Source organism: Clostridium sp. UBA4395, from assembly GCF_002390995.1.
In the GTDB taxonomy this organism is placed as follows: Bacteria; Bacillota; Clostridia; order Clostridiales; family Clostridiaceae; genus Clostridium_J; species Clostridium_J sulfidigenes.
Genome location: NZ_DGRF01000021.1, coordinates 1 through 22,107, shown reverse-complemented (window position 1 = coordinate 22,107; position 22,107 = coordinate 1). Strand labels below are relative to the sequence as shown.

The 22,107-nt window shown below is 32.3% G+C and carries 18 protein-coding genes; all 18 read left to right on the top strand.

Annotated elements, in window-relative coordinates:
- Window positions 1–14: 14 nt before the first annotated feature.
- The 18 genes from trxB to eno all read left to right on the top strand — a co-directional run bounded on the left by trxB (window position 15) and on the right by eno (window position 21,900).
- On the top strand, window positions 15–938 hold the full coding sequence (gene trxB / locus B2694_RS02775; protein ID WP_346884477.1) for a thioredoxin-disulfide reductase: 924 nt from the start codon (window positions 15–17) through the stop codon (window positions 936–938).
- 72 nt (window positions 939–1,010) lie between these two features.
- Window positions 1,011–1,340: a thioredoxin family protein gene (locus B2694_RS02770; protein WP_035132410.1), complete on the top strand. Its 330-nt coding sequence runs from the start codon at window positions 1,011–1,013 to the stop codon at window positions 1,338–1,340.
- Between the two features lie 100 nt (window positions 1,341–1,440).
- Window positions 1,441–2,727, top strand: coding sequence for a glycine/sarcosine/betaine reductase component B subunit (locus tag B2694_RS02765; protein ID WP_035132408.1), 1,287 nt, complete (start codon window positions 1,441–1,443; stop codon window positions 2,725–2,727).
- Window positions 2,728–2,792: 65 nt separating this feature from the next.
- A complete protein-coding gene (gene grdA, locus B2694_RS02760) occupies window positions 2,793–3,260 on the top strand; it encodes a glycine/sarcosine/betaine reductase complex selenoprotein A (RefSeq protein WP_343826952.1) in 468 nt (155 codons plus the stop codon).
- A gap of 86 nt (window positions 3,261–3,346) precedes the next feature.
- Window positions 3,347–4,651 carry a glycine reductase complex selenoprotein B gene (grdB, locus tag B2694_RS02755; RefSeq protein WP_084178129.1) on the top strand — a complete coding sequence of 435 codons (1,305 nt, stop codon included), beginning with the start codon at window positions 3,347–3,349 and terminating at the stop codon, window positions 4,649–4,651.
- Between the two features lie 175 nt (window positions 4,652–4,826).
- Window positions 4,827–6,365: a glycine/sarcosine/betaine reductase complex component C subunit beta gene (gene grdC, locus B2694_RS02750; RefSeq protein WP_346884476.1), complete on the top strand. Its 1,539-nt coding sequence runs from the start codon at window positions 4,827–4,829 to the stop codon at window positions 6,363–6,365.
- A 100-nt stretch (window positions 6,366–6,465) separates the two neighbouring features.
- On the top strand, window positions 6,466–7,629 hold the full coding sequence (gene grdD, locus B2694_RS02745) for a glycine/sarcosine/betaine reductase complex component C subunit alpha (protein WP_346884475.1): 1,164 nt from the start codon (window positions 6,466–6,468) through the stop codon (window positions 7,627–7,629).
- 217 nt (window positions 7,630–7,846) lie between these two features.
- Entirely contained in the window at window positions 7,847–8,947 is a 1,101-nt protein-coding gene (locus B2694_RS02740) for a BMP family ABC transporter substrate-binding protein (RefSeq protein WP_346884474.1), read from the top strand.
- A 228-nt stretch (window positions 8,948–9,175) separates the two neighbouring features.
- Window positions 9,176–10,705 carry an ABC transporter ATP-binding protein gene (locus tag B2694_RS02735; protein ID WP_346884473.1) on the top strand — a complete coding sequence of 510 codons (1,530 nt, stop codon included), beginning with the start codon at window positions 9,176–9,178 and terminating at the stop codon, window positions 10,703–10,705.
- Window position 10,706: 1 nt separating this feature from the next.
- Window positions 10,707–11,783, top strand: a complete 1,077-nt coding sequence (locus B2694_RS02730; protein WP_346884472.1) for an ABC transporter permease — start codon at window positions 10,707–10,709, stop codon at window positions 11,781–11,783.
- Window positions 11,776–12,717 (top strand): ABC transporter permease, encoded by a 942-nt coding sequence (locus B2694_RS02725; protein ID WP_346884471.1) that lies wholly within the window; start codon window positions 11,776–11,778, stop codon window positions 12,715–12,717. The genes B2694_RS02730 and B2694_RS02725 overlap by 8 nt, the downstream gene beginning before the upstream one ends.
- Before the next feature lie 164 nt (window positions 12,718–12,881).
- The gene (gene rpoN / locus B2694_RS02720; protein WP_346884470.1) at window positions 12,882–14,267 is read left to right on the top strand and encodes an RNA polymerase factor sigma-54; all 1,386 of its coding nucleotides are present in this window, start codon (window positions 12,882–12,884) and stop codon (window positions 14,265–14,267) included.
- Between the two features lie 223 nt (window positions 14,268–14,490).
- Window positions 14,491–15,531, top strand: a complete 1,041-nt coding sequence (locus tag B2694_RS02715) for a sugar-binding transcriptional regulator (protein ID WP_346884469.1) — start codon at window positions 14,491–14,493, stop codon at window positions 15,529–15,531.
- Between the two features lie 222 nt (window positions 15,532–15,753).
- Window positions 15,754–16,761 carry a type I glyceraldehyde-3-phosphate dehydrogenase gene (gene gap / locus B2694_RS02710; RefSeq protein ID WP_346884468.1) on the top strand — a complete coding sequence of 336 codons (1,008 nt, stop codon included), beginning with the start codon at window positions 15,754–15,756 and terminating at the stop codon, window positions 16,759–16,761.
- A 104-nt stretch (window positions 16,762–16,865) separates the two neighbouring features.
- The gene (locus B2694_RS02705) at window positions 16,866–18,062 is read left to right on the top strand and encodes a phosphoglycerate kinase (RefSeq protein WP_346884467.1); all 1,197 of its coding nucleotides are present in this window, start codon (window positions 16,866–16,868) and stop codon (window positions 18,060–18,062) included.
- A gap of 182 nt (window positions 18,063–18,244) precedes the next feature.
- Window positions 18,245–18,991 carry a triose-phosphate isomerase gene (tpiA, locus tag B2694_RS02700; RefSeq protein WP_346884466.1) on the top strand — a complete coding sequence of 249 codons (747 nt, stop codon included), beginning with the start codon at window positions 18,245–18,247 and terminating at the stop codon, window positions 18,989–18,991.
- A 20-nt stretch (window positions 18,992–19,011) separates the two neighbouring features.
- Complete coding sequence (gpmI, locus tag B2694_RS02695; protein ID WP_346884465.1) at window positions 19,012–20,538, top strand: 2,3-bisphosphoglycerate-independent phosphoglycerate mutase; 1,527 nt, start codon at window positions 19,012–19,014, stop codon at window positions 20,536–20,538.
- 66 nt (window positions 20,539–20,604) lie between these two features.
- Window positions 20,605–21,900 carry a phosphopyruvate hydratase gene (eno, locus tag B2694_RS02690; RefSeq protein WP_035132373.1) on the top strand — a complete coding sequence of 432 codons (1,296 nt, stop codon included), beginning with the start codon at window positions 20,605–20,607 and terminating at the stop codon, window positions 21,898–21,900.
- Window positions 21,901–22,107 lie beyond the last annotated feature (207 nt).

Genomic DNA, 22,107 nt, shown 5'->3' with positions numbered 1-22,107 from the left:
GGAGGTATATTGATATGTCACAAATTTATGACACTATAATAATTGGAGGAGGACCTGCAGGATTATCAGCAGGACTATATGCTTCAAGATCACGAATGAAAACGTTAATCATTGAGAGAGCGAAATATGGTGGTCAGGCAACAACGACTGACGAATTAGAGAATTATCCAGGTTCAATTGAAGAATGTACTGGAACAACATTAAGTCAAAGAATGAGACAACAAGCAGAAGAGTTTGGTACTGAGTTTGTTAAAGACGAAGTAGTTGAAACTGTTTTAGAAGGTGATATTAAAGTTATTAAATGTAGAAAAAGTGAATATCAAGCTAAAACAATAATAATTGCAACTGGAGCAACTCCAAGACTTGGTGGATTTAAAAATGAGATAGAGTTAAGAGGTAGAGGAGTTTCTTATTGTGCTACATGTGATGCAGATTTCTTTACTGAACTTGATATTGCTGTAATTGGCGGTGGTGACTCAGCTATTACTGAAGCTATATATCTTGCTAAATTTGGTGAAACTGTTACCGTAATTCATAGAAGAGATTCATTAAGAGCAGCTAAATCACTACAAGAAAAAGCTTTTGCAAATCCTAAAATCAAATTTATTTGGGACTCTGTTGTAGAAGAAGCTAACGGAGATGAAATTCTAGAAAGTTTGACTATAAAAAATAGAAAAACTGGTGAAGTTAGCACTTTAGAAGTTAATGGTTGCTTTGTATTTGTTGGATATTTACCAATATCAGAACTGTTTAAAGGTAAAGTAAACATGACTGAAAGAGGAGATATAATAACTGATGAAGAAATGAGAACTAACATACCAGGAGTATTTGCAGCTGGAGATGTTAGAGAAAAATCATTAAGACAAGTTATTACAGCGGCAGCTGATGGGGCTATTGCTGCTACTAATGCAGAGCATTATATAGAAAATTCACATTAGAATATAATTTATTTACTTTAGGTAAATTATATATTAATAAATATTTATAATCTGAAAGGTAGGTAAAATACAATGATAGAATTAAACAAAGATAATTTTGAGTCAGAAGTTTTAAACAGTGATAAACCAGTTTTCGTAGATTTTTGGGGAGATAAATGTGAAATATGTATAGCTTTAATGCCAGGTGTTCACGATTTAGAACCTAAGTATGAAGATAAAATAAAATTTGCTAGCTTAAACATAGGTGGAGCAAGAAGAGTTGCTATAGGACAAAAAGTTCTAGGACTTCCAACTATGAAAATTTACAATGGTGGAGCTTGTGTAGCTACAATAACTCCAGATAAAATTGCTACACTAGATGATATCGAAGGATTCATTAAAGAATACTACGAAACATTATAATTTCAATTTTCAAGGTTTAAAAGGTTATTAGATGAGGAGGATTACCTCCCATCTTCTAATAAATAAAAAGTGACCTATATATTTTTAGGAGGTGAAGGTTTTGCGTCTAGAGATTGGAAAGATATTTATTAAGGATCTTCAATTTGGACCAGAAACAAAAGTTGAGAACGGAGTTCTTTATGTAAACAAAGAGGAGTTATTAAACGAGGTATCTGGTGACGAAAGAATTGCAAGTATCGATTTTGATATTGCAAGACCAGGTGAGGAAGTTAGAATAATACCTGTAAAAGACGTAGTTGAACCAAGAGTTAAAGTAGAAGGAAATGGTGGAATATTTCCAGGTTTCATTAGTAAGGTAGATACAGTAGGTTCTGGAAGAACACATGTTTTAAAAGGAGCCGCAGTTGTAACTACTGGTAAAATAGTTGGGTTCCAAGAAGGTATAGTTGATATGAGTGGAGAAGGTGCTAAATATACACCGTTCTCAAAAACAAATAACCTTGTGATTATATGTGAACCAAAAGAAGGAATTTTACAACACGATCATGAAGAAGCAGTAAGAACTATAGGATTTAAAGCAGCTACATACCTTGGAAAAGCAGGTAAGAATGTGGAACCTGATGAAGTGAAATCTTATGAGACATTACCACTTTTACAACAAGTTCAACAATATCCAGAGTTACCTAAGGTAGTATATGTATATATGCTTCAAACACAAGGATTATTACATGATACTTATGTATACGGTGTAGATGCTAAGAAAATAATTCCTACATTTATTTATCCGACAGAAGTGTTTGACGGAGCTATCGTAAGTGGAAACTGTGTATCTGCTTGTGATAAGAACCCTTCTTATGTTCATATGAATCATCCAATAATAGAAGATTTATATGAGAGACATGGTAAGGACTTTAACTTCTTAGGTTGCGTTATAACAAATGAAAACGTATATCTAGCTGATAAAGAGAGATCATCAAATATGGTTGCTAAGTTAGTAGAATTTTTAGGAGCAGATGCTGCTATAATTTCTGAAGAAGGATTTGGAAACCCAGATGCAGATTTAGTTATGAACTGTAATAAGGTTACAGCTAAAGGCGTTAAAACTGTTCTAGTTACAGATGAGTATGCTGGTCAAGATGGCATGTCTCAATCGTTAGCAGACTCAACTCCAAAGGGTGATGCTGTAGTAACTGGAGGTAATGCTAACGAAGTTGTTATTTTACCACCTATGAAAAGAGTAATTGGTCATGTAGATGCTGCAAATACTATTGCTGGTGGACACATGGGAAGCTTAAGAGAAGATGGATCAATTGAAGCTGAAATCCAAGTTATTACTGGAGCAACTAGCGAAGTAGGATTTAACTACTTAACAGCAAAAGGATATTAATTTTAAAATATAACTAAAAAGTTTAGTTTAATGATTATGAGTACATTGAAAAGGAGATAGATACTATGTTACAAGGAAAAAAAGCTATCTGTATAGGAGATAGAGACGGAATACCAGGACCAGCCATAGAGGCTTGTGTTAAATCAGCAGGAGCAGAAGTTGTTTTTGCATCAACAGAATGCTTTGTCTGAACAGCTGCAGGTGCAATGGATCTGGAGATCCAACAAAGAGTTAAAGATTTAACTGAAAAATATGGTGCAGAGAACATGGTGGTAGTAATCGGGGGAGCAGAAGCAGAAGCATCTGGATTATCTGCTGAAACAGTTGCTGCTGGAGACCCAACATTTGCAGGTCCTTTAGCAGGAGTTGATCTTGGATTATCTGTTTTCCACGTTGTAGAGCCAGAAATGAAAGCAGAATGTGATGAAGCTATTTATGACGAACAATGCGGAATGATGGAAATGGTTCTTGATGTTGATGCTATTATAGAAGAAGTTAAAAATGTAAGAGACCAATTCTGTAAATATCTTTAATAAATAATTTTAATAGAAAATGTTAAATTAATTGACCTAAGAAATGGAATTTCTAGAGGGCAAGTCCCATGAAAGGGGGAAAACCTATGTTAAAAGTTGTTCATTATATAAACCAATTCTACGCAGGAATAGGCGGAGAAGAAAAAGCTGATATTAAACCTGAGGTTCGTGAAGGGTTTGTAGGACCTGGACTTGGATTAAATGGGTTATTAAAGAAAGAAGACGTTGAGATAGTTGCTACAGTTATTTGTGGAGATTCTTATTATGCTGAGAATACAAAAGAAGCACAAGCTGAAATTATCGAAATGGTTAAAAAATATAATCCAGATTTATTTATAGCTGGACCTGCATTTAACGCTGGAAGATATGGTGTTGCATGTGGAGATGTATGTAAGGCGGTTAAAGAAGAGTTAAATATACCTGTATTATCTGGAATGTACATTGAAAATCCAGGTGCAGACATGTATAAAAAAGATTTATATCTTATCTCTACAAGAAATAGTGCTGTAGGTATGAGAGATGCATTACCTAAAATGGCTAAATTAGCTATTAAATTAGCTAAGGGAGAAGAAATAGGTTCTCCAGTAGAAGAGAATTACATTGAAAGAGGCATAAGAAAGAACTATTTTGCAACTGAAAGAGGATCTAAGAGAGCAGTTGATATGCTTGTTAAAAAATTGAAAGGTGAAGAATTCGTTACAGAATTTAAAATGCCTGACTTTGATAGAGTTGATCCAATGCCGGCAATAAAAGATATAACTAAAGCTAAAATTGCTATAGTTACATCTGGTGGTATAGTTCCAAAAGGAAACCCAGATCACATAGAGTCATCTTCAGCTTCTAAAATTGGTAAATATGATATAGAAGGAATTAATGATTTAACTGGAGAAACTTTTGAAACAGCACACGGTGGTCATGATCCAGTGTATGCTAATGAAGATCCAGATAGAGTTATCCCAGTAGATGTTCTAAGAGATCTTGAAAAAGAAGGGAAAATAGGAGCATTACACAGATACTTCTATTCTACAGTTGGAAATGGTACAGCTGTTGCATCTTCTAAAAAATATGGTGAGTTTGCAGCTAAAGAATTAATAGCTGACGGCGTAGATGCAGTTGTATTAACTTCTACGTGAGGAACTTGTACACGTTGCGGTGCAACGCTTGTTAAAGAAATAGAAAGAGCTGGACTTCCGGTAGTTCACATGTGTACTATTACTCCAGTTTCTTTAACTGTTGGAGCTAACAGAATAATTCCTACAGTAGCTATTCCTCATCCACTTGGAAATCCAAACTTAACAAAAGAGGATGAATATACATTAAGAAGAAAACTTGTTGAAAAGGCTTTAAAAGCTCTTGAAACAGAAGTTGATGGACAAAAAATATTTGAATAATTAAAATTAATGATTTAGTAATTAGGGGTAATCCCCTAATTACTAAATATATTAATAAGAAATTGCCTAGTTTGCACAATGTACAATGAATAGTTTGCACCTATTTATTATAGATTGTGCAAATTACAAAATAAATTATTATAAACGCACATTATTAAGGGAGGTTGAATTAAAAATGAATTTTCCAGTTATAAAGAAAGCATCTTATATTTTAGTGAATACTCCAGATATGGTAATACATAATGGAACTACACAAACATTAGAAAAACAAACAAATCCAGATTCAGAATATTTAAAGGCTATAAAAAATAATTTAAGAAGTTTTGAGGATGTTGTAGCTTATGCACCAAATCAAACTTATATAGGAAACATTACACCAGAAGAGTTAGGCGAAATGCCAAGACCATGGGTTGGAAAGAATGTAGAAAATGCTAATAGATTTGGTAAATACGGCGAAATAATGCCACAAGATGAATTCTATGGATTAATGAAGATATCTGATGTATTTGACTTAGTTTTATTAGAAGAGTCTTTTGTTGACACTATAAAAGAAAAATTAGCTAAGCATCCATTACTAAAAGAAAAAGCAGAAAAAATTACTGGGGATGAAATGGCTAAAATTGAAGAGTTAGTTAATAATGCTGGAGCAGAAGGATTATATATAGATGGGAAACTTGTTGGTTGTGTAAGAAGAGCACATGAGTTTGATCCAAACCTTTCAGCACACTATATGCTTGAAAATTTAGCAGTTAAATCATCAGGAGTACTTGCTGGAATGCATCTAGTTGACAATTTAGATATTCCTGTAGAAGAAATAGGTTATATAATAGAGTGTTCAGAAGAAGCGATAGGAGATATGAACCAAAGAGGTGGCGGAAACGTTGCTAAATCAATAGGTGAGGTTGTAGGTCTTTCTGGAGCTACTGGTTCAGATATGAGAGGATTCTGTGCAGGACCTACTCATGCATTAATAAATGCAGCATCACTTGTTAAGAGTGGAATATTCAAAAATGTATTAGTTATTGCAGGTGGAGCTACGGCAAAGCTTGGAATGAATGGTAAGGATCACATAAAAAAAGAATTACCAGTACTTGAAGATTGTTTAGGAGGATTTGCTATTCTTGTTTCAGAAAATGATGGGGTAAGTCCGATTTTAAGAACTGACATAATAGGAAGACATACAATTGGTCATGGTGCTTCTCCACAAGCTGTGCTTGAAGCATTAGTACTTGATCCATTAACAGCTGCTGGATTAAAAGTAACAGATGTAGATAAGTATGCACCAGAAATGCAAACTCCAGATATAACTGAACCTGCAGGAGCTGGAGATGTACCAACTCAAAACTATAAAATGATTGGAGCTTTAGCTGTTAAGAAGGGGCAATTAGATAGAAAAGAATTACCAGGATTTATAAAAGAACATGGATATCAAGGTTATGCTCCAACTCAAGGACATATCCCATCTGGAGTGCCAATAGTCGGACATGGAATAGATCACATAAAAGATGGCATTTTAAATAACTTTATGATCGTAGGAAAAGGAAGTTTATTCTTAGGAAGAATGACTAACTTATTTGATGGAGTTTCTATACTAGTTGAAAAGAATACTGGAAAACTAGACAATGAGTCAGGCGTTAGTAAAGAAGAAGTTAAATCAATGGTAGCAGATGCCATGAAGGATTTTGCAAGCTTTTTAATGAACTCTGATAAATAGAGCCTTAAAACTCAGAAGGATAATTGCTCCTACTGAAGCTTAACAATTACTAATTTATCTCTTTAAATATAAGAGGTTATTAAAGAAACGGGGTGTAGAAATGAGTCAAAATGCTACTAAAGCAATGATTGCTGAAGTATTTAATGATATAGCAACAGGAATAAAAAGCGGACAATTCAAGAAAAAAGTTAGAATAGGTTTAACTATACTAGGTTCTGAACATGGAGTCGAAGAGATGGTTAAAGCTGCTGAACTTGCAAAAGTAAAATATGGCGATTTTGATATAGTTTTAATTGGACCTAAAGTAGATGCTGATTTTGAAATAATAGAAGTAGAATCAGCTGAGGAAGGTCATAAAAAAATGACATCTATGTTGGAATGTGGAGAATTAGATGGTTGTGTTACACAACACTTTGATTTTCCAATAGGAGTTTCTACAGTAGGTAAAGTAATGACTCCTGGAAAAGGAAAAGAAATGATAATTGCTACAACTACAGGAACTACTTCTACAAATAGAGTTGAGGGTATGGTTAAAAATGCTATATCTGGGATATCTGTAGCTAAAGCTAGTGGTATTAAAAATCCAAAAGTTGGAATACTAAATCTTGATGGTGCTAGACAAGTAGAAAGAATTCTAAGAGAAACTCAAGAAGGGGGATATGACATATCCTTTACTGAATCATTAAGAGCTGATGGTGGAGCTGTAATGAGAGGAAATGACCTTTTAGCAGGAACACCGGACGTTATGGTTTGTGATTCATTAACAGGAAATCTTTTAATTAAGATATTCTCTTCATTTACTACAGGTGGAAATTATGAAACTGTAGGAGCTGGATATGGTCCTGGAATTGGAGAAAACTATGATAAGTTAGTTAATATAGTTTCTAGAGCTTCAGGAGCACCGCTTATTGCAGAAGCATTAAGATTCTGTGCAACTTGTGCAGAAAACAAGGTTTTGGATATAGCTAGGGATGAGTTTAAGTCAGCTAATGTAGCTGGATTAAAAGAATTTATAGATAAGACTATAAAAAAAGCTAACAAACCTCAAGAAGAGGAAGAGGTAAAAATGCCACCTAAAAAGGTAGTAACTTTCTCTATAGCAGGCATAGATATACTAGAGCTTGAAAATGCATGTAAAGCGCTTTGGAAAGAGGGTATATACTCAGAGAGTGGAATGGGTTGTACTGGGCCAATAGTACTTGTAGCTGATGAAGACGGTGAAAAAGCTCAACAGGTATTAAAGAATGCAGAGTTTGTATCTTAAAATATAAATAATAAAAATAAAATTGACTGTAGTCTTACAGTCAATTTTATTTGATTTTTACGGATAATTATGGTATATTCAGCATATAAATATATGAAATTAAATAATACTGAATATATTTATTTACATGATAAAAATTTTTTATTAGGTTATAATACATACTATAATAAAAAATTTTATATATTTATATTACTTATTTATTTCAGGAGGGTTTAAGATGAAAATGAAAAAAATAGTTGCTCTTATGGCAACGGTTGCTATGACTGCATCCCTACTTGTAGGTTGCGCTGGTAACGGAAACGATGACAAAGGCACAGCAAGTGAAGGCAAAGATACTCCTAAATCAGAAGTATCAGTAGGTCTTTCAACAGATGAAGGTGGATTAAATGACAAATCATTTAACCAATCAGCTGATGAAGGAGTTAAAAAAGCAGTAGAAGAGTTTGGAGTTAAATACACTTCAGTTGAAGCTCAAAAGAAAGAAGATTATGAACCAAACCTACAAGCTTTAATAGATGGTGGTTCTGATTTAACCCTAGCTATTGGTTTCCAATTAGCAGATGCAGTTACTAATGTAGCTAAAAACAACCAAGATTCAAAACTTTGTATTATAGACTCTGTAGTTGAAGCTAATAACGTAATGTCAGTAACTTTTAAAGAAGAAGAGGGTTCTTTTTTAATGGGAGTTATAGCTGGGTTAACTACTAAAACTAACAAAGTTGGATTTATAGGTGGAAAAGACTTCGATACAATTAACAAATTTGAAGCTGGTTTTGCTGCTGGTGTTAAAGCTGTTAACCCAAAAGCTGCTGAAGGTCTTTTAAGTGCAGATGGTAAAAATCCAGGAACAACTGTTAAATATGCAGATTCTTTTGCTGATACAAATAAAGGTAAGGAACTTGCTACATCATTATATGGAGCTGGATGTGACGTAATTTATCATGCAGCTGGTGGATGTGGTATTGGTTTATTCCAAAGAGCACAAGAATTAAAGAAAGAAGGAAAAGAAGTTTGGGCTATTGGTGTTGATATGGACCAAGCGGTTTCTCTTCCAGACTTTAAAGATGTTATCCTTTCTTCTATGATGAAGAGAGTTGATAATGCTACTTACGATGCAACAAAAGCAGTTATAGATGGAACCTTCAAAGCAGGTCATGTTGAGTTAGGTATTGCTGAAGGCGGAGTAGGTATGGCTGCAACAACTAAAGACAATACTGCTGCTGATGTAATTAAGAAAGCAGAAGAGTTTGAAGCTAAAATTAAAGAAGGTAAAATTAAAGTACCTGCTACAAGACAAGAAGCTATTGATTATAAATAAGCAAGAAGAGAGTAAGAAAAAAGCTAGATTTTACATCTAGCTTTTTTTTATTAGTTTTGTTAATATATTTTTATTAGAATGAAGTTGTATGAAAAAAAAATATTCAATAAAATATTTTTGTGGTATAATGGGAGATGGATTCTATAAAGTACATATAGATATTTTAACTAATATTAAGCATTTTAATGTAGTATGTAAACGTAGGTAATATTATAAGGAGGAAGGGAAATGGAAAAAGTAATTGAAATGAAAGGTATAACTAAAGTTTTCCCTGGTACCATTGCAAACGACAGTGTGGACTTTGATTTATTACAAGGAGAAACACACGTATTGTTGGGTGAAAATGGTGCAGGGAAAACTACCTTAATGAATATACTTTATGGCTTGTATCAGCAAGAAAAAGGTGATATTTATGTTAATGGAAATTTAGTTAAAATTAACAACCCTAGTGAAGCGATAAAGCTTGGAATAGGAATGGTTCACCAACACTTTATGTTAGTTCACAACCTTACAGTAGCTGAAAATATTGTACTTGGATGTGAACCCAATAAAGGGTTATGCCTAGACAGAAAAAAAGCCTATAATGATGTGAAAGAATTGTCAGATAAGTATGGATTTTCCATAGATCCAAATGCTGTGATTGAAGATATATCTGTAGGGCAACAGCAAAAGGTGGAAATTCTTAAGGCTCTTTATAGAGGGGCAAAGATATTAATTCTTGATGAACCAACAGCGGTTTTAACTCCACAAGAAATTGAGGAATTAGGCAAAATATTAGATAATTTGAAAAAAGAAGGAAAATCTGTTATTCTTATAACTCATAAATTAAAAGAAGTTATGAGTATGAGTGATAGGGTTACTATAATTAGAAGAGGTAAGGTTACTGGTATCGTTAATACTGCTGATACTAGTATTGATGAATTAGCTGAGTTGATGGTTGGAAGAAAGGTAAATTTAGTAGTAGAAAAAAGAGAATCTGAATTAACAGGAGAAGTTCTTAAGGTTGAAAATGTATCTGCAAATGATCAAAGAGGAATTCCTGCTGTGAAAAATGTTTCATTTACTGTTAATGGAGGCGAAATTTTAGGAGTTGCAGGAGTAGATGGGAATGGACAAACAGAACTACTAGAAGTACTTACAGGTCTTAGAAAAGGTCATAATGGAAAAATATTATTAAATGGAAAAGATTTATATGGAAAATCTCCTAGAGAAATTATTGACGCAGGTATTGGACATATTCCTGAAGATAGACATAAAAGAGGACTTATACTAAAATATTCATTATTTGAAAACTCTATTCTTGGGATTCATAAAAACAAAGAATTTAATAAAGGTATTATGATGGATTATAAGGCTATCAAAAAACATTGTGACATACTTATAGAAGAGTTTGATGTAAGAACACCGAGTAATGAAGTAAATGCATCTGCTTTATCTGGAGGTAACCAACAAAAGTTAATTGCAGCTAGAGAAATTTCTAAAGACCCAACATTATTAATTGCAGCTCAACCTACAAGAGGTATAGATGTAGGTGCTATTGAATATATTCATAGTAGACTTGTGGATGAGAGAGATAAAGGAAAAGCAGTACTTTTAGTATCTTTAGAATTAGATGAAATTTTAGCTCTTTCAGATAGAATTGCTGTTATGTATGATGGTGAAATAGTAGATATTTTAGACAGAAAAGATGCAGATGAGCAAAAACTGGGTATATTAATGGCTGGTGGAAGCTTAGATAAGAAAGGGGAAGAGAAATAAAATGAGTAGTAAAGTTAAGGATACAATAAAGACTATACTCTTTCCTGTAGCAGCAGTTATACTTTCTTTATTTATATCAGTATTTTTTGTTATGTGGGCAAAAGGGTATTCAATAACTCAATATTTTACAGCTTTCACTGATTTAGTTTCAACTATATGGACTGGTAGTTTTGGAACACAAAGAAATACCATGGCTACACTAGCGGAAGTGACACCTTTAATTTTTACTGGTGTAGCTAATGCTATAGCTTTTAGATGTGGACTATTTAATATTGGTGTAGGTGGTCAATTTGTACTAGGTATGGTTGCAGCTGCTATAGTAGGAACCATACCAGGATTAAGTCCTATAGTACACATTCCATTAATAATTGTAAGTGGTATAGTTGCTGGAGGAATTTGGGGAGGAATACCAGGATTTCTTAAAGCGAAATTTGGAACAAGTGAAGTTATAAATACAATTATGATGAACTATATTTCTATTGCTTTAGCCAACTATATTATACTTAGAACGGCCTTCGGAGTTCCAGGAAAAGCTGCAACTCCAATGATACAAGAAAGTGCAAAACTTGCAAGGTTTGTTCAAGGAAGCTCAGCTAATATAAGTTTATTTATAGGTATTATAACAGCTATTATTATGGCATTTATATTATGGAAAACTACCATTGGATATGAGATAAGAGCTGTTGGTATAAATCCTCATGGTGCAGAATATGGTGGAGTAAATGTTGCTAAGAATGCAGTTTTAGCTATGGTTTTATCAGGAGCTATAGCTGGACTTGGTGGAGCTACACATGTAGCTGGTGTGAAACATTTAATTCAAGATTTTATGGTAGTTCCTAGCTATGGGTTTGATGGTATAGCAGTAGCATTGTTAGCTAAGAAAAATCCAGTAGCATGTATTTTATCAGCCATATTGTTCGGAGCTTTAAATAGTAGTTCAAGAGCTCTTCAAATTAGTGGAATACCAAAAGAAATAGTATTTTTAATTCAATCAGTAATTATTATATTCGTAGCAACAGATTACATTGTGACTTACTTTGGAAATAAGAAAAAGAAAGGGGAGATAATGAATGGATAATATAATTGTTGTTAGTATCATTTCATTAATAACAGCTACTTTAAGAATAGCTACACCTCTTATCTTCACATCCTTAGGCGGGGTGTTTTCTGAGCGTTCAGGAGTAGTAAATATAGGTCTTGAAGGTATGATGACCATAGGAGCATTTTTTGCTGTATATGGAACATATATAACAGGCAGTCCTGTAGTAGGAATAGTGTTTGCTTTAGTAGCGGGTGGATTACTTGCATTAATTCATGCAGTTCTTAGTATCCACTTAAAATCAGACCAGGTTATTTCTGGTACAGCTATTAACTTGTTTGCTACAGCTCTAGCTAGTTTCTTGATATATATATTATTCAATGGAAAGGGAGGTCAAACAGACTTGGTAACCCTTCTTCCTTACAACTTACCAAAATTCATTGTTAATATTCCTATTATTGGTGATATTTTATCTGGATTAAACTGGTTTGTAATAATAGCAATAGTATTGGTATTTGTAGCCCATTTTGTACTTTACAAAACTTCTATTGGACTTAGAATTAGATCTGTAGGAGAACATCCAAAAGCTGCAGATACACTAGGAATAAATGTATACCTAGTAAGATACATTTGTGTAATATTATCAGGAATGTTAGCTGGTCTTGGTGGAGCTGCTTTATCAATTGGTATTACACCAATATATAGAGAGGGGATGATAGCAGGTAGAGGATTCATTGCTTTAGCAGCCGTAATCTTTGGTAACTGGACACCTATCGGTTCCTTTGGAGCATGTTTGTTATTTGCTTTTGGTGAATCATTCCAAATATTTGCCCAAGGGCTTGGATGGTCATTACCATCTGAAGTGTTTACAATTATACCATATCTATTAACTATGTTAGCACTTGCTGGCTTTGTAGGGAAAACAAATGCACCAGCTGCTTCAGGAGAAGCATATGAAAAGAATGGTAGATAATATTTAAATTAATTTAAATTGTAATATAGTTTAGAGAGTTAGTTTGTTATAGGCTAACTCTCTTTTTATAAATTATTGTCAGGGAAATATGGATTGTCTCTATTTAGTTAGAAATATCATATAATTTATGATATGATTAGTTAAGATGAGTAGGAGGGATATTTATGAATTTAAGCTTTGATTTAAGGATATCACAGGAACAAAAATTGATTATGACAATGCAGATGCAACAATCAATAAAGTTATTACAAATGTCATCCTATGAACTTTTACAACATATTGATAAGGAATTACAAGAAAATGTAGTTTTGGAAGTAGAAAATAATTTAGAAATAGCTAAAGAAGAAATAGTTGATAATGAGTTGAGAGAGTATAGAGAATTAATTAGAGACATGGCCATGGATAATTATAATGATAGATCATACTACAAACATGAAGAAGATGATTTGGTATCACCTTTCAATTTTATAAGTAGCAAATCTACTATTAAGGATTATTTAAGAGAACAAGTTATGCATAGTAATTTAGATAGACAAGATGAGTGTATTTGTAGATATATTGTAGATAATATTGATCATAGAGGATATTTAGATGAAAAGATTATAGATAATTTAATGGAAGAACTCAGTATTTCAAAGGATTCTGCTATGAGATGTGTAGATATAGTTCAGGGACTTGAACCGCCTGGAATATGTGCTAGGTCACTGAGTGAATGTTTAATACTTCAACTACATAGGAAAAATATAATTAATAATTATGTTGAGGAAATAATAAATAATTATTTAGATGAGTTATCAAAAGGAAAATATCAATTAATAGGTAAAAAACTTGGAGTTTCGGCTAAAATAGTTCAAGAATGTGAAGATATAATAAAAAAAATGGAACCTAAACCTACCAGGGGATTTTTTACTGGTGAAGAGATTGGATATTTGATTCCAGATGTTTATATAAAAAAAATAAGTGGTGATTATGTAGTTTTAATGAATGATAATTTATTACCTAAATTAATAATTAATAATACATATAAAGATGTAATTAATAGCAGTAATGATTCAGAAGCTATAGATTATGTAAAAGACAAAATAAGTAGTGCGATGTTTTTGATTAAAAGTATACAAAATAGAAAAAATACTTTGTGTAAAGTCATGGAGGAAATAGTTAAAAATCAAGAGGAGTATCTAGATAAGGGTAATAATTATATAAAACCTATGACTATTAAATATATAGCTAATAGTTTAAACATGCATGAATCTACGGTTGGTAGAGCTATTAGAGATAAATATGTAGCTCTTCATACAGGGGAAATTAAGAGAATAAAGGATTTGTTTACTAATAGTGTAAACATTTTAAGTCAAGATATATCATCTGTTAGTGTAAAAGATATGATAAAGAATATAATAGAATCTGAAGACAAGTCAAAACCACTATCTGACTCAGTTATATGTAAAATTGTTAATGAAAAAGGCATAGATATATCTAGACGTACTATAGCCAAATATCGAGAGGAGTTAGGAATAAAATCCTCATCTCAGCGAAAAAGATTAATATAGATTTTGATATTCCATATGAAACATTAATTTATTATTATGATTTATATGGAATTAATTTTTTGTATAAATTGTAGATGAATGTAGAAATATAACTTATATAAAACTAAAATTAACATAAGTGCTTCACAAACAATGAATATTGTCATATAATATAAACAGGGATTTGAAATGTTTATGGGACGAATTATGTCCATAGGGACATGTTTTGTCAATGAGGTGAAAGATGGAGAAGTTATTAAAATTACAGCAGAAGGTAGTGCCTGAATTGCTAGAAGTTTTAGATGTGCGATATACCGTATTAAAAAATATAAAGTATAGAGAACCTATAGGCAGAAGGTTGCTGTCAACCATAGTAAATTTAAGTGAAAGAGTTGTAAGAAGTGAAACAAATCTATTGAAAACTCAAGGATTAATTGATATTAAGTCTTCTGGTATGTATATTACTGAAGAAGGTGATGAAGTTTTTATTGGACTTAAGGCTTTTATGAAGGAATTAAGTGGTTTAAATCACTTAGAAGAGGACTTGAAGAAAATTCTTAAAGTTAGAGAAGTGATAGTTATTAACGGAAATGTAACAGAAGATAATTCATTATATACTGAACTTGGTAGGGTAGCGGGTAATTATTTAAAAAGTATTATTAAAGATGATATTATAATATCCCTTACAGGAGGACGAACAATTAAGGAGGTAGTTTACAATTTCCTTCCAATGACTAAATATAAAAATATAAAGGTTTTACCTGGAAGAGGTGGTATGGGAAAAGAAACAGAAATACAATCTAATACCCTAGTAGAGATTTTAGCAAATAAGTTAGATGCTACTTATGAATTGTTACACATTCCAGATAACATAAGTAGGGATTCTTTTAAAGCATTGATTAAGGAATCAGATATTAAGGAAACTTTTGAACATATAGAGAAATCAAATATTCTTATCCATGGTATAGGACTGGCTAAAGATATGTGTGATAAGAGAAGTTTAGGTAAGGACGTAAAGGAAAGAATATTAGAATTAGGAGCTATAGGAGAAGCTTATGGACATTATTTTAATAGCAAAGGTGAGGTTGTATATTCTATGCCTTCAATTGGAATAACTAAAGATAGAATTGAAAATATCCCTAATGTAATAGCTGTAGCGGCAGGTGTTGAAAAGGCAGAAGCTATCATGGCTATACAAATGGATAAATTAAATTCAACATTAGTTACTGATGAAGCTACGGCAAAAGAAATTTTAAAATTATTTTTAAATAAAGTTGGTTGTTAATACTTAATGATTTTATCCTAGAGTTACTTATTAAAGTACTTATATGTTTTTAAAATTAATATATTATGATTTTTCAGATTATATGCTTTAGAATCAATATGTATATATAAGAAAATGTATTTCTAGATAAGGATTTTTAGGATGATATTTCCTAAAATTCTATTTATATCAATTAAGTTTTAATATAAAAATTATTAAATTAAATGTTGGAGGTATTTTATAATGGTTAAAGTTGGAATTAATGGATTCGGTAGAATTGGAAGAAATGTATTTAAGGTTTTGGTAGATAAATATGGAAATGACATAGAAGTTGTAGCAATTAATGATTTAACAGATCCTGAGACGCTAGCACATCTTTTGAAGTATGATACCCTTTATGGAAAATTCAATGGAACAGTTGAATCTACTAAGAATTCAATTATAGTTAATGAAAAGGAAATAAGAATATTTGCAGAGAGAGATCCTAAAAATATACCTTGGGGACTTCAAGGTGCAGATATTGTAATAGAATCTACAGGATTATTTACAGATGCTACAAAAGCAAAGACTCATATAGAAGCTGGAGCTAAAAAGGTGTTAATTTCCGCACCAGCAAAAAATGAAGATATAACAATTGTACTGGGAGTAAATGAAGATAAATATGATGCTAAAAATCACAATATTATTTCAAATGCTTCATGTACAACTAACTGTTTAGCTCCTTTTGCAAAAGTTTTAGATGAGAAGTTTGGTATAGTACAAGGACTTATGACTACAATACACTCATATACTAATGATCAAAAAATATTGGATGCTCCACATAAAGATTTAAGAAGAGCTAGAGCTGCAGGAGAATCAATGATTCCCACAACTACAGGAGCGGCAAAAGCGGTTGCATTAGTTTTACCACAGCTTAAAGGGAAATTAAATGGTATGGCAGTAAGGGTTCCAACACCAACAGTTTCAATGACTGATTTAGTATGTGAACTTGGTAAGTCAGTGAGCGTAGAGGAGGTTAATGGGGCTTTAAGAGAAGCGGCAGAAGGAAAACTTAATGGGATTTTAGGATTCTCTGAGGAACCATTAATTTCAATGGACTTTAGAGGTGATGAGAGATCTTCAATTGTAGATGCATTATCAACTATGGTTATGGGAGATAATCTAGTTAAAGTGGTAGCTTGGTATGATAATGAGTGGGGTTACTCAAATAGGCTAGCAGATTTAACAAAATATGTTGCAGATAGATTATAATCTTCAAAATGTGTTAAAATAGGTATGTAATAAAAATCTAGTTCTATGATTTATGATTGAACTAGATTTTTATTACAATAAGTTTAAAAAAAGGAGATTTTAATATGTCATTTAGCAAGAAATCATTAGAAGACATCAATGTGAAAGGTAAAAAGGTTTTAGTAAGGTGTGATTTTAATGTACCTATAGTAGAGGGTAAAATTACTGATGAAAATAGACTTCTAGGAGCAATACCTACTATAGAGTACTTAGTTAACAATAATGCAAAGGTTATATTATGTTCACATTTAGGAAAACCAAAGGGGGAGCCGAAACCAGAGCTTTCGCTATCACCAGTAGCAGCAAGATTAAGTGAACTATTAAATAAGAAGATAATTTTTGCAGCGGATGATAATGTAGTGGGAGATAAAGCAAAGTCAGCTATTTCAGATATGAATGATGGAGATATAGTACTATTACAAAATACTAGATTTAGAAAAGAAGAAACTAAAAATGAAGAAAGTTATTCTAAGGAATTAGCTTCTCTTTGTGATCTATTCGTAAATGATGCTTTTGGAACAGCACATAGAGCTCATTGTTCTACAGTAGGAGTAACTGAGTTTGTAGAAGAGTCAGTTTGCGGATATTTAATTCAGAAAGAGCTTAAGTTTTTAGGAGAAGCTATAGAAAATGCTGAGAAACCATTTACTGCTATTTTAGGAGGTTCTAAAGTATCAGATAAAATTAATGTAATAAATAATCTTTTAGAGAAAGTAGACAATCTTCTTATAGGAGGAGCTATGGCATATACTTTCCTAAAAGCTAAAGAATATAAAATGGGTATATCAAGGGTAGAAGAAGATAAAATTGATTATGCACTAGAGATGATGGATAAGGCTAAAGAAAAAGGAGTAAAATTATATCTACCGATAGACCACGTAGTAGCTACGGAATTCAATAAAAATGCAAATCCAGTAATAACAGAATATGAAAATATTCAAGATGGATATATGGCTTTAGATATAGGGCCAAAAACAAGAGAATTATATGCGGAAGTGATAGCTAAATCTAAAACTATTATTTGGAATGGTCCAATGGGAGTTTTTGAATTTGAAAACTTTAATAAGGGAACAATAGCAGTAGGAGAAGCTATGGCTAATTGTGATGGAATTACAATAATTGGTGGAGGAGATAGTGCTGCGGCTGTTAATATATTTGGTCTAGGAGATAAAATGACACATATTTCAACAGGTGGCGGGGCTTCCTTAGAATTTTTAGAAGGAAAAGAACTTCCAGGAATTGTTGCTTTAAATGATAAATAAATGTAAAATCTATAAAGAAAGTAATAAACGAGATAAAATCTTGTTTATTTACTTTCCTTTTAGAGAGTAATATATTATATTTGATTTAGAGAAAAAAATGTAATATGTCTCTTAAGGAAAAAATTTGAATATCTTAGCATTATGAAAGATGTGTTGCAAAGTTATTAATAGGAGGATTAATCATGAGAAAAGCAATAATAGCAGGAAACTGGAAGATGAATAATACAATAGAAGAAGCAGTAAATTTAGTTAGGGAATTAAAGCCTTTAGTAAATGATGCTAGCTGTGATGTAGTAGTTTGTCCCACTTTTTTAAGTTTACCAGCAATAGTTGAAGAATGTAAGGGAAGCAATATTATGGTTGGGGCTCAAAACATGCATTTTGAAGAGTCAGGTGCTTTTACAGGAGAAGTTTCTCCATTAATGCTTAAAGAACTAGGAGTAAAATTTGTTATAATTGGACATAGTGAAAGAAGACAGTATTTTAATGAAACTGATGAAGCTATTAATAAAAAATTAAAGACTGCTTTTCATCACAAGATTACACCTATATTATGTATAGGTGAAAGTTTACAGCAAAGAGAATTAGGAATAACTGAAGAAGTATTAGGTGCTCAAATAAAGCAAGATTTAATAGGAATAAAAAAAGAGCAAGTTGAAAATATGGTTATAGCCTATGAACCTATTTGGGCAATAGGGACAGGAAAAACTGCAACTGCAGATGATGCTAATAATACAATAGGATTTATTAGAGGAGTTATATGCAAGTTATACGGAGAAGAAGTTGCAGATAAAGTTAGAATTCAATATGGCGGATCAGTTAAGCCATCAACTATAAAAGAGCAAATGTCAAAGGAACATATAGATGGAGGATTAATAGGTGGAGCTAGTCTTAAAGCTTCAGATTTTGCAGCTATTGTAAATTACTAATAAAAGGATGGTCAAATATTATGAATAAAAAACCAGTAATGCTAATGATATTAGATGGTTTTGGAATAAGCGACAATGTGGATGGAAATGCAGTTAGAGAGGCCAATAAGCCTAACTACGATGGATTAAAGGCTAAATATCCTCACACCACATTATCGGCTTCTGGTCTAGATGTAGGGCTTCCTGAGGGGCAGATGGGTAACTCAGAAGTAGGACACTTAAATATAGGTGCGGGAAGAATAATATATCAAGAATTGACTAGAATAACAAAATCAATTAAAGATGGCGATTTCTTTGAAAATAAAGCTTTTAATATTGCTATTGATGAGGCGTTAAAAAATAACTCAGCTATTCACTTAATAGGATTATTATCAGATGGAGGAGTTCATTCTCATATAAATCATGTAAAAGCTCTTATAACTCTTTGTAAGAGAAGGGCTGTAAAAAAAGTTTTTGTCCATTGCTTTTTAGATGGAAGAGATGTATCACCAACATCTTCAAAAATATTTATAGAAGAGTTACAAAACCATATGGATAGTGAGGGAATAGGAGAAATTGCAACTATTTCTGGTAGATATTATGCTATGGATAGAGATAATAGATGGGAAAGAGTACAATTGGCCTATAATGCAATGGTAAAAGGTGAAGGAAATATTAGTACCTCCCCATTTGCAGTTGTAGACGATGCTTATCATGATAATAAAACAGATGAGTTTGTAATTCCTAGTGTAATTGTGAAGGATGGGAAACCGGTAGCTACTATAAAAAATAAAGATTCCATAATATTTTTTAACTTTAGACCAGATAGGGCAAGAGAGATAACTAGAGCTTTAAAAGATAAGAATTTTAAAGGTTTTGAAAGAGAAAGTTTAGATGTAACCTATGTATGTATGACTCAATATGATAAAACTATTGAGGATGTACAAATAGCTTATAAACCGGAGAGTTATGAGAATACATTAGGTGAATATGTTAGTAGTAAAGGATTAAAACAGCTTAGAATTGCAGAAACAGAAAAATATGCTCATGTAACTTTCTTCTTTAATGGTGGAGTAGAGGAACCTAATAAGGGTGAAGATAGGGTATTGATTCCATCACCTAAAGTAGCAACCTATGACTTAAAACCAGAAATGAGCGCCTATGAAGTTACTGATGCAGTATTAAAAAGTATTGAAAAAGACGAATATGATTTAATTATATTAAATTATGCTAATCCAGACATGGTTGGACACACTGGAGTTATTGAAGCAGCAGTAAAGGCTATTGAAGTTGTAGATTATTGCTTAGGCAAGGTTGTAAATAAAGTACTAGACCATAATGGTACAGTGTTTATCACAGCAGACCATGGTAATGCTGAGTCTATGATTGATTACTCTACAGGCAAACCAATGACTGCACATACTACTAATCTGGTTCCATTTACATACGTAAGTAAAGAAGTAGGAACACTTAGAAGTGGAGGAATACTTGCAGATATTGCTCCAACTATCTTAACGAAGATGGAATTAGATATTCCAAGTGAAATGAGTGGAAAATCATTAATTTAAGTTGTTAAGTTAAAATATTTAGCCATGCTAAATTTATTATAAACATAATATGAAGGAGGAAAAAAAATGAAACAATATGTTGAAATTATTGATGTCTATGCGAGACAAATATTAGATTCAAGAGCGTTCCCAACAGTAGAGGTTGAAGTTGTTCTAGAAGATGGTACAGTAGGGGTAGCGGCAGTACCTTCAGGAGCATCAACAGGTCAATTTGAAGCTGTTGAATTAAGAGATGGAGATAAATCTCTATACAATGGAAAAGGTGTATTAAAAGCTGTTGATAATGTAAACAACATAATAGCAGAAGAATTAATAGGAATGAATATATTCGATCAAGTTGCTATAGATAAGACTATGATAGAATTAGATGGAACTCATAATAAAGAAAAATTAGGTGCTAATGCTACTTTAGGAGTGTCCCTTGCTTGTGCAAAAGCTGCAGCAAATTACTTAGGACTTGGTTTATACCAATATATTGGTGGAGTTAATGCTAAAGTTTTACCAGTACCTATGATGAATATCTTAAATGGTGGAAAACATGCTGATAATAATGTGGACTTACAAGAGTTTATGGTTATGCCAGCAGGAGCTACATCTTTTAGCGAAGCTTTAAGAATGGGAGCAGAAGTTTATCATGCATTAAAAGGAATCTTAAAAGCTAAAGGACTTGGAACAGGTGTAGGTGATGAAGGTGGATTTGCTCCAGATTTATCATCAAATGAAGAAGCAATAAAAGTTATAATCGAAGCAATAGAAAAAGCTGGATATGTTCCAGGAAAAGATGCTTTCATAGCACTTGACCCAGCATCTTCTGAATTCTTTGAAGATGGAAAATATAATCTTGCTGGGGAAGGAAGAATGTTAACTCCTCATGAGATGGCAGATTACTATGTAGAATTATGTGAAAAATATCCAATAATATCTATTGAAGATGGTATGGCTGAAGAAGATTGGGAAGGATGGAAGTACTTAACTGATAAAATAGGTAAAAAAATTCAATTAGTTGGAGATGACTTATTTGTAACTAATACTTCTAGACTTGGAATGGGAATTGAAAGAGAAACTGCAAACTCAATTCTTATAAAATTAAACCAAATAGGAACTTTAACTGAAACTTTAAATGCTATAGAAATGGCTGCAAGAGCTGGTTATACTGCAGTAGTTTCTCACAGATCTGGAGAAACGGAAGATACTACAATAGCTGATTTAGTAGTAGCTACAAATGCAGGTCAAATTAAAACTGGAGCGCCTGCAAGAAGCGAGAGAGTTGCTAAATACAACCAGTTATTAAGAATCGAAGAAGAACTTGGTGACATGGCTGAATTTAGAGGATTAAAATCTTTCTTTAACATAAAAAGATAACTAATTTCTATAATAAAACATCGAACAAATACAAAATTTGTTCGATGTTTTATTTATATATTAGAAGTATATATTAATTTAATATATATATTTACATTTATTACCAGAAGTTTAGCGCGTGAAGTTTTTTTAAGCGGAAGCCTGTTTGTTTTGAACGGAGTTATTATTTTTTATACAAAAATTATATATTCCGATTTTTTCTTGGAA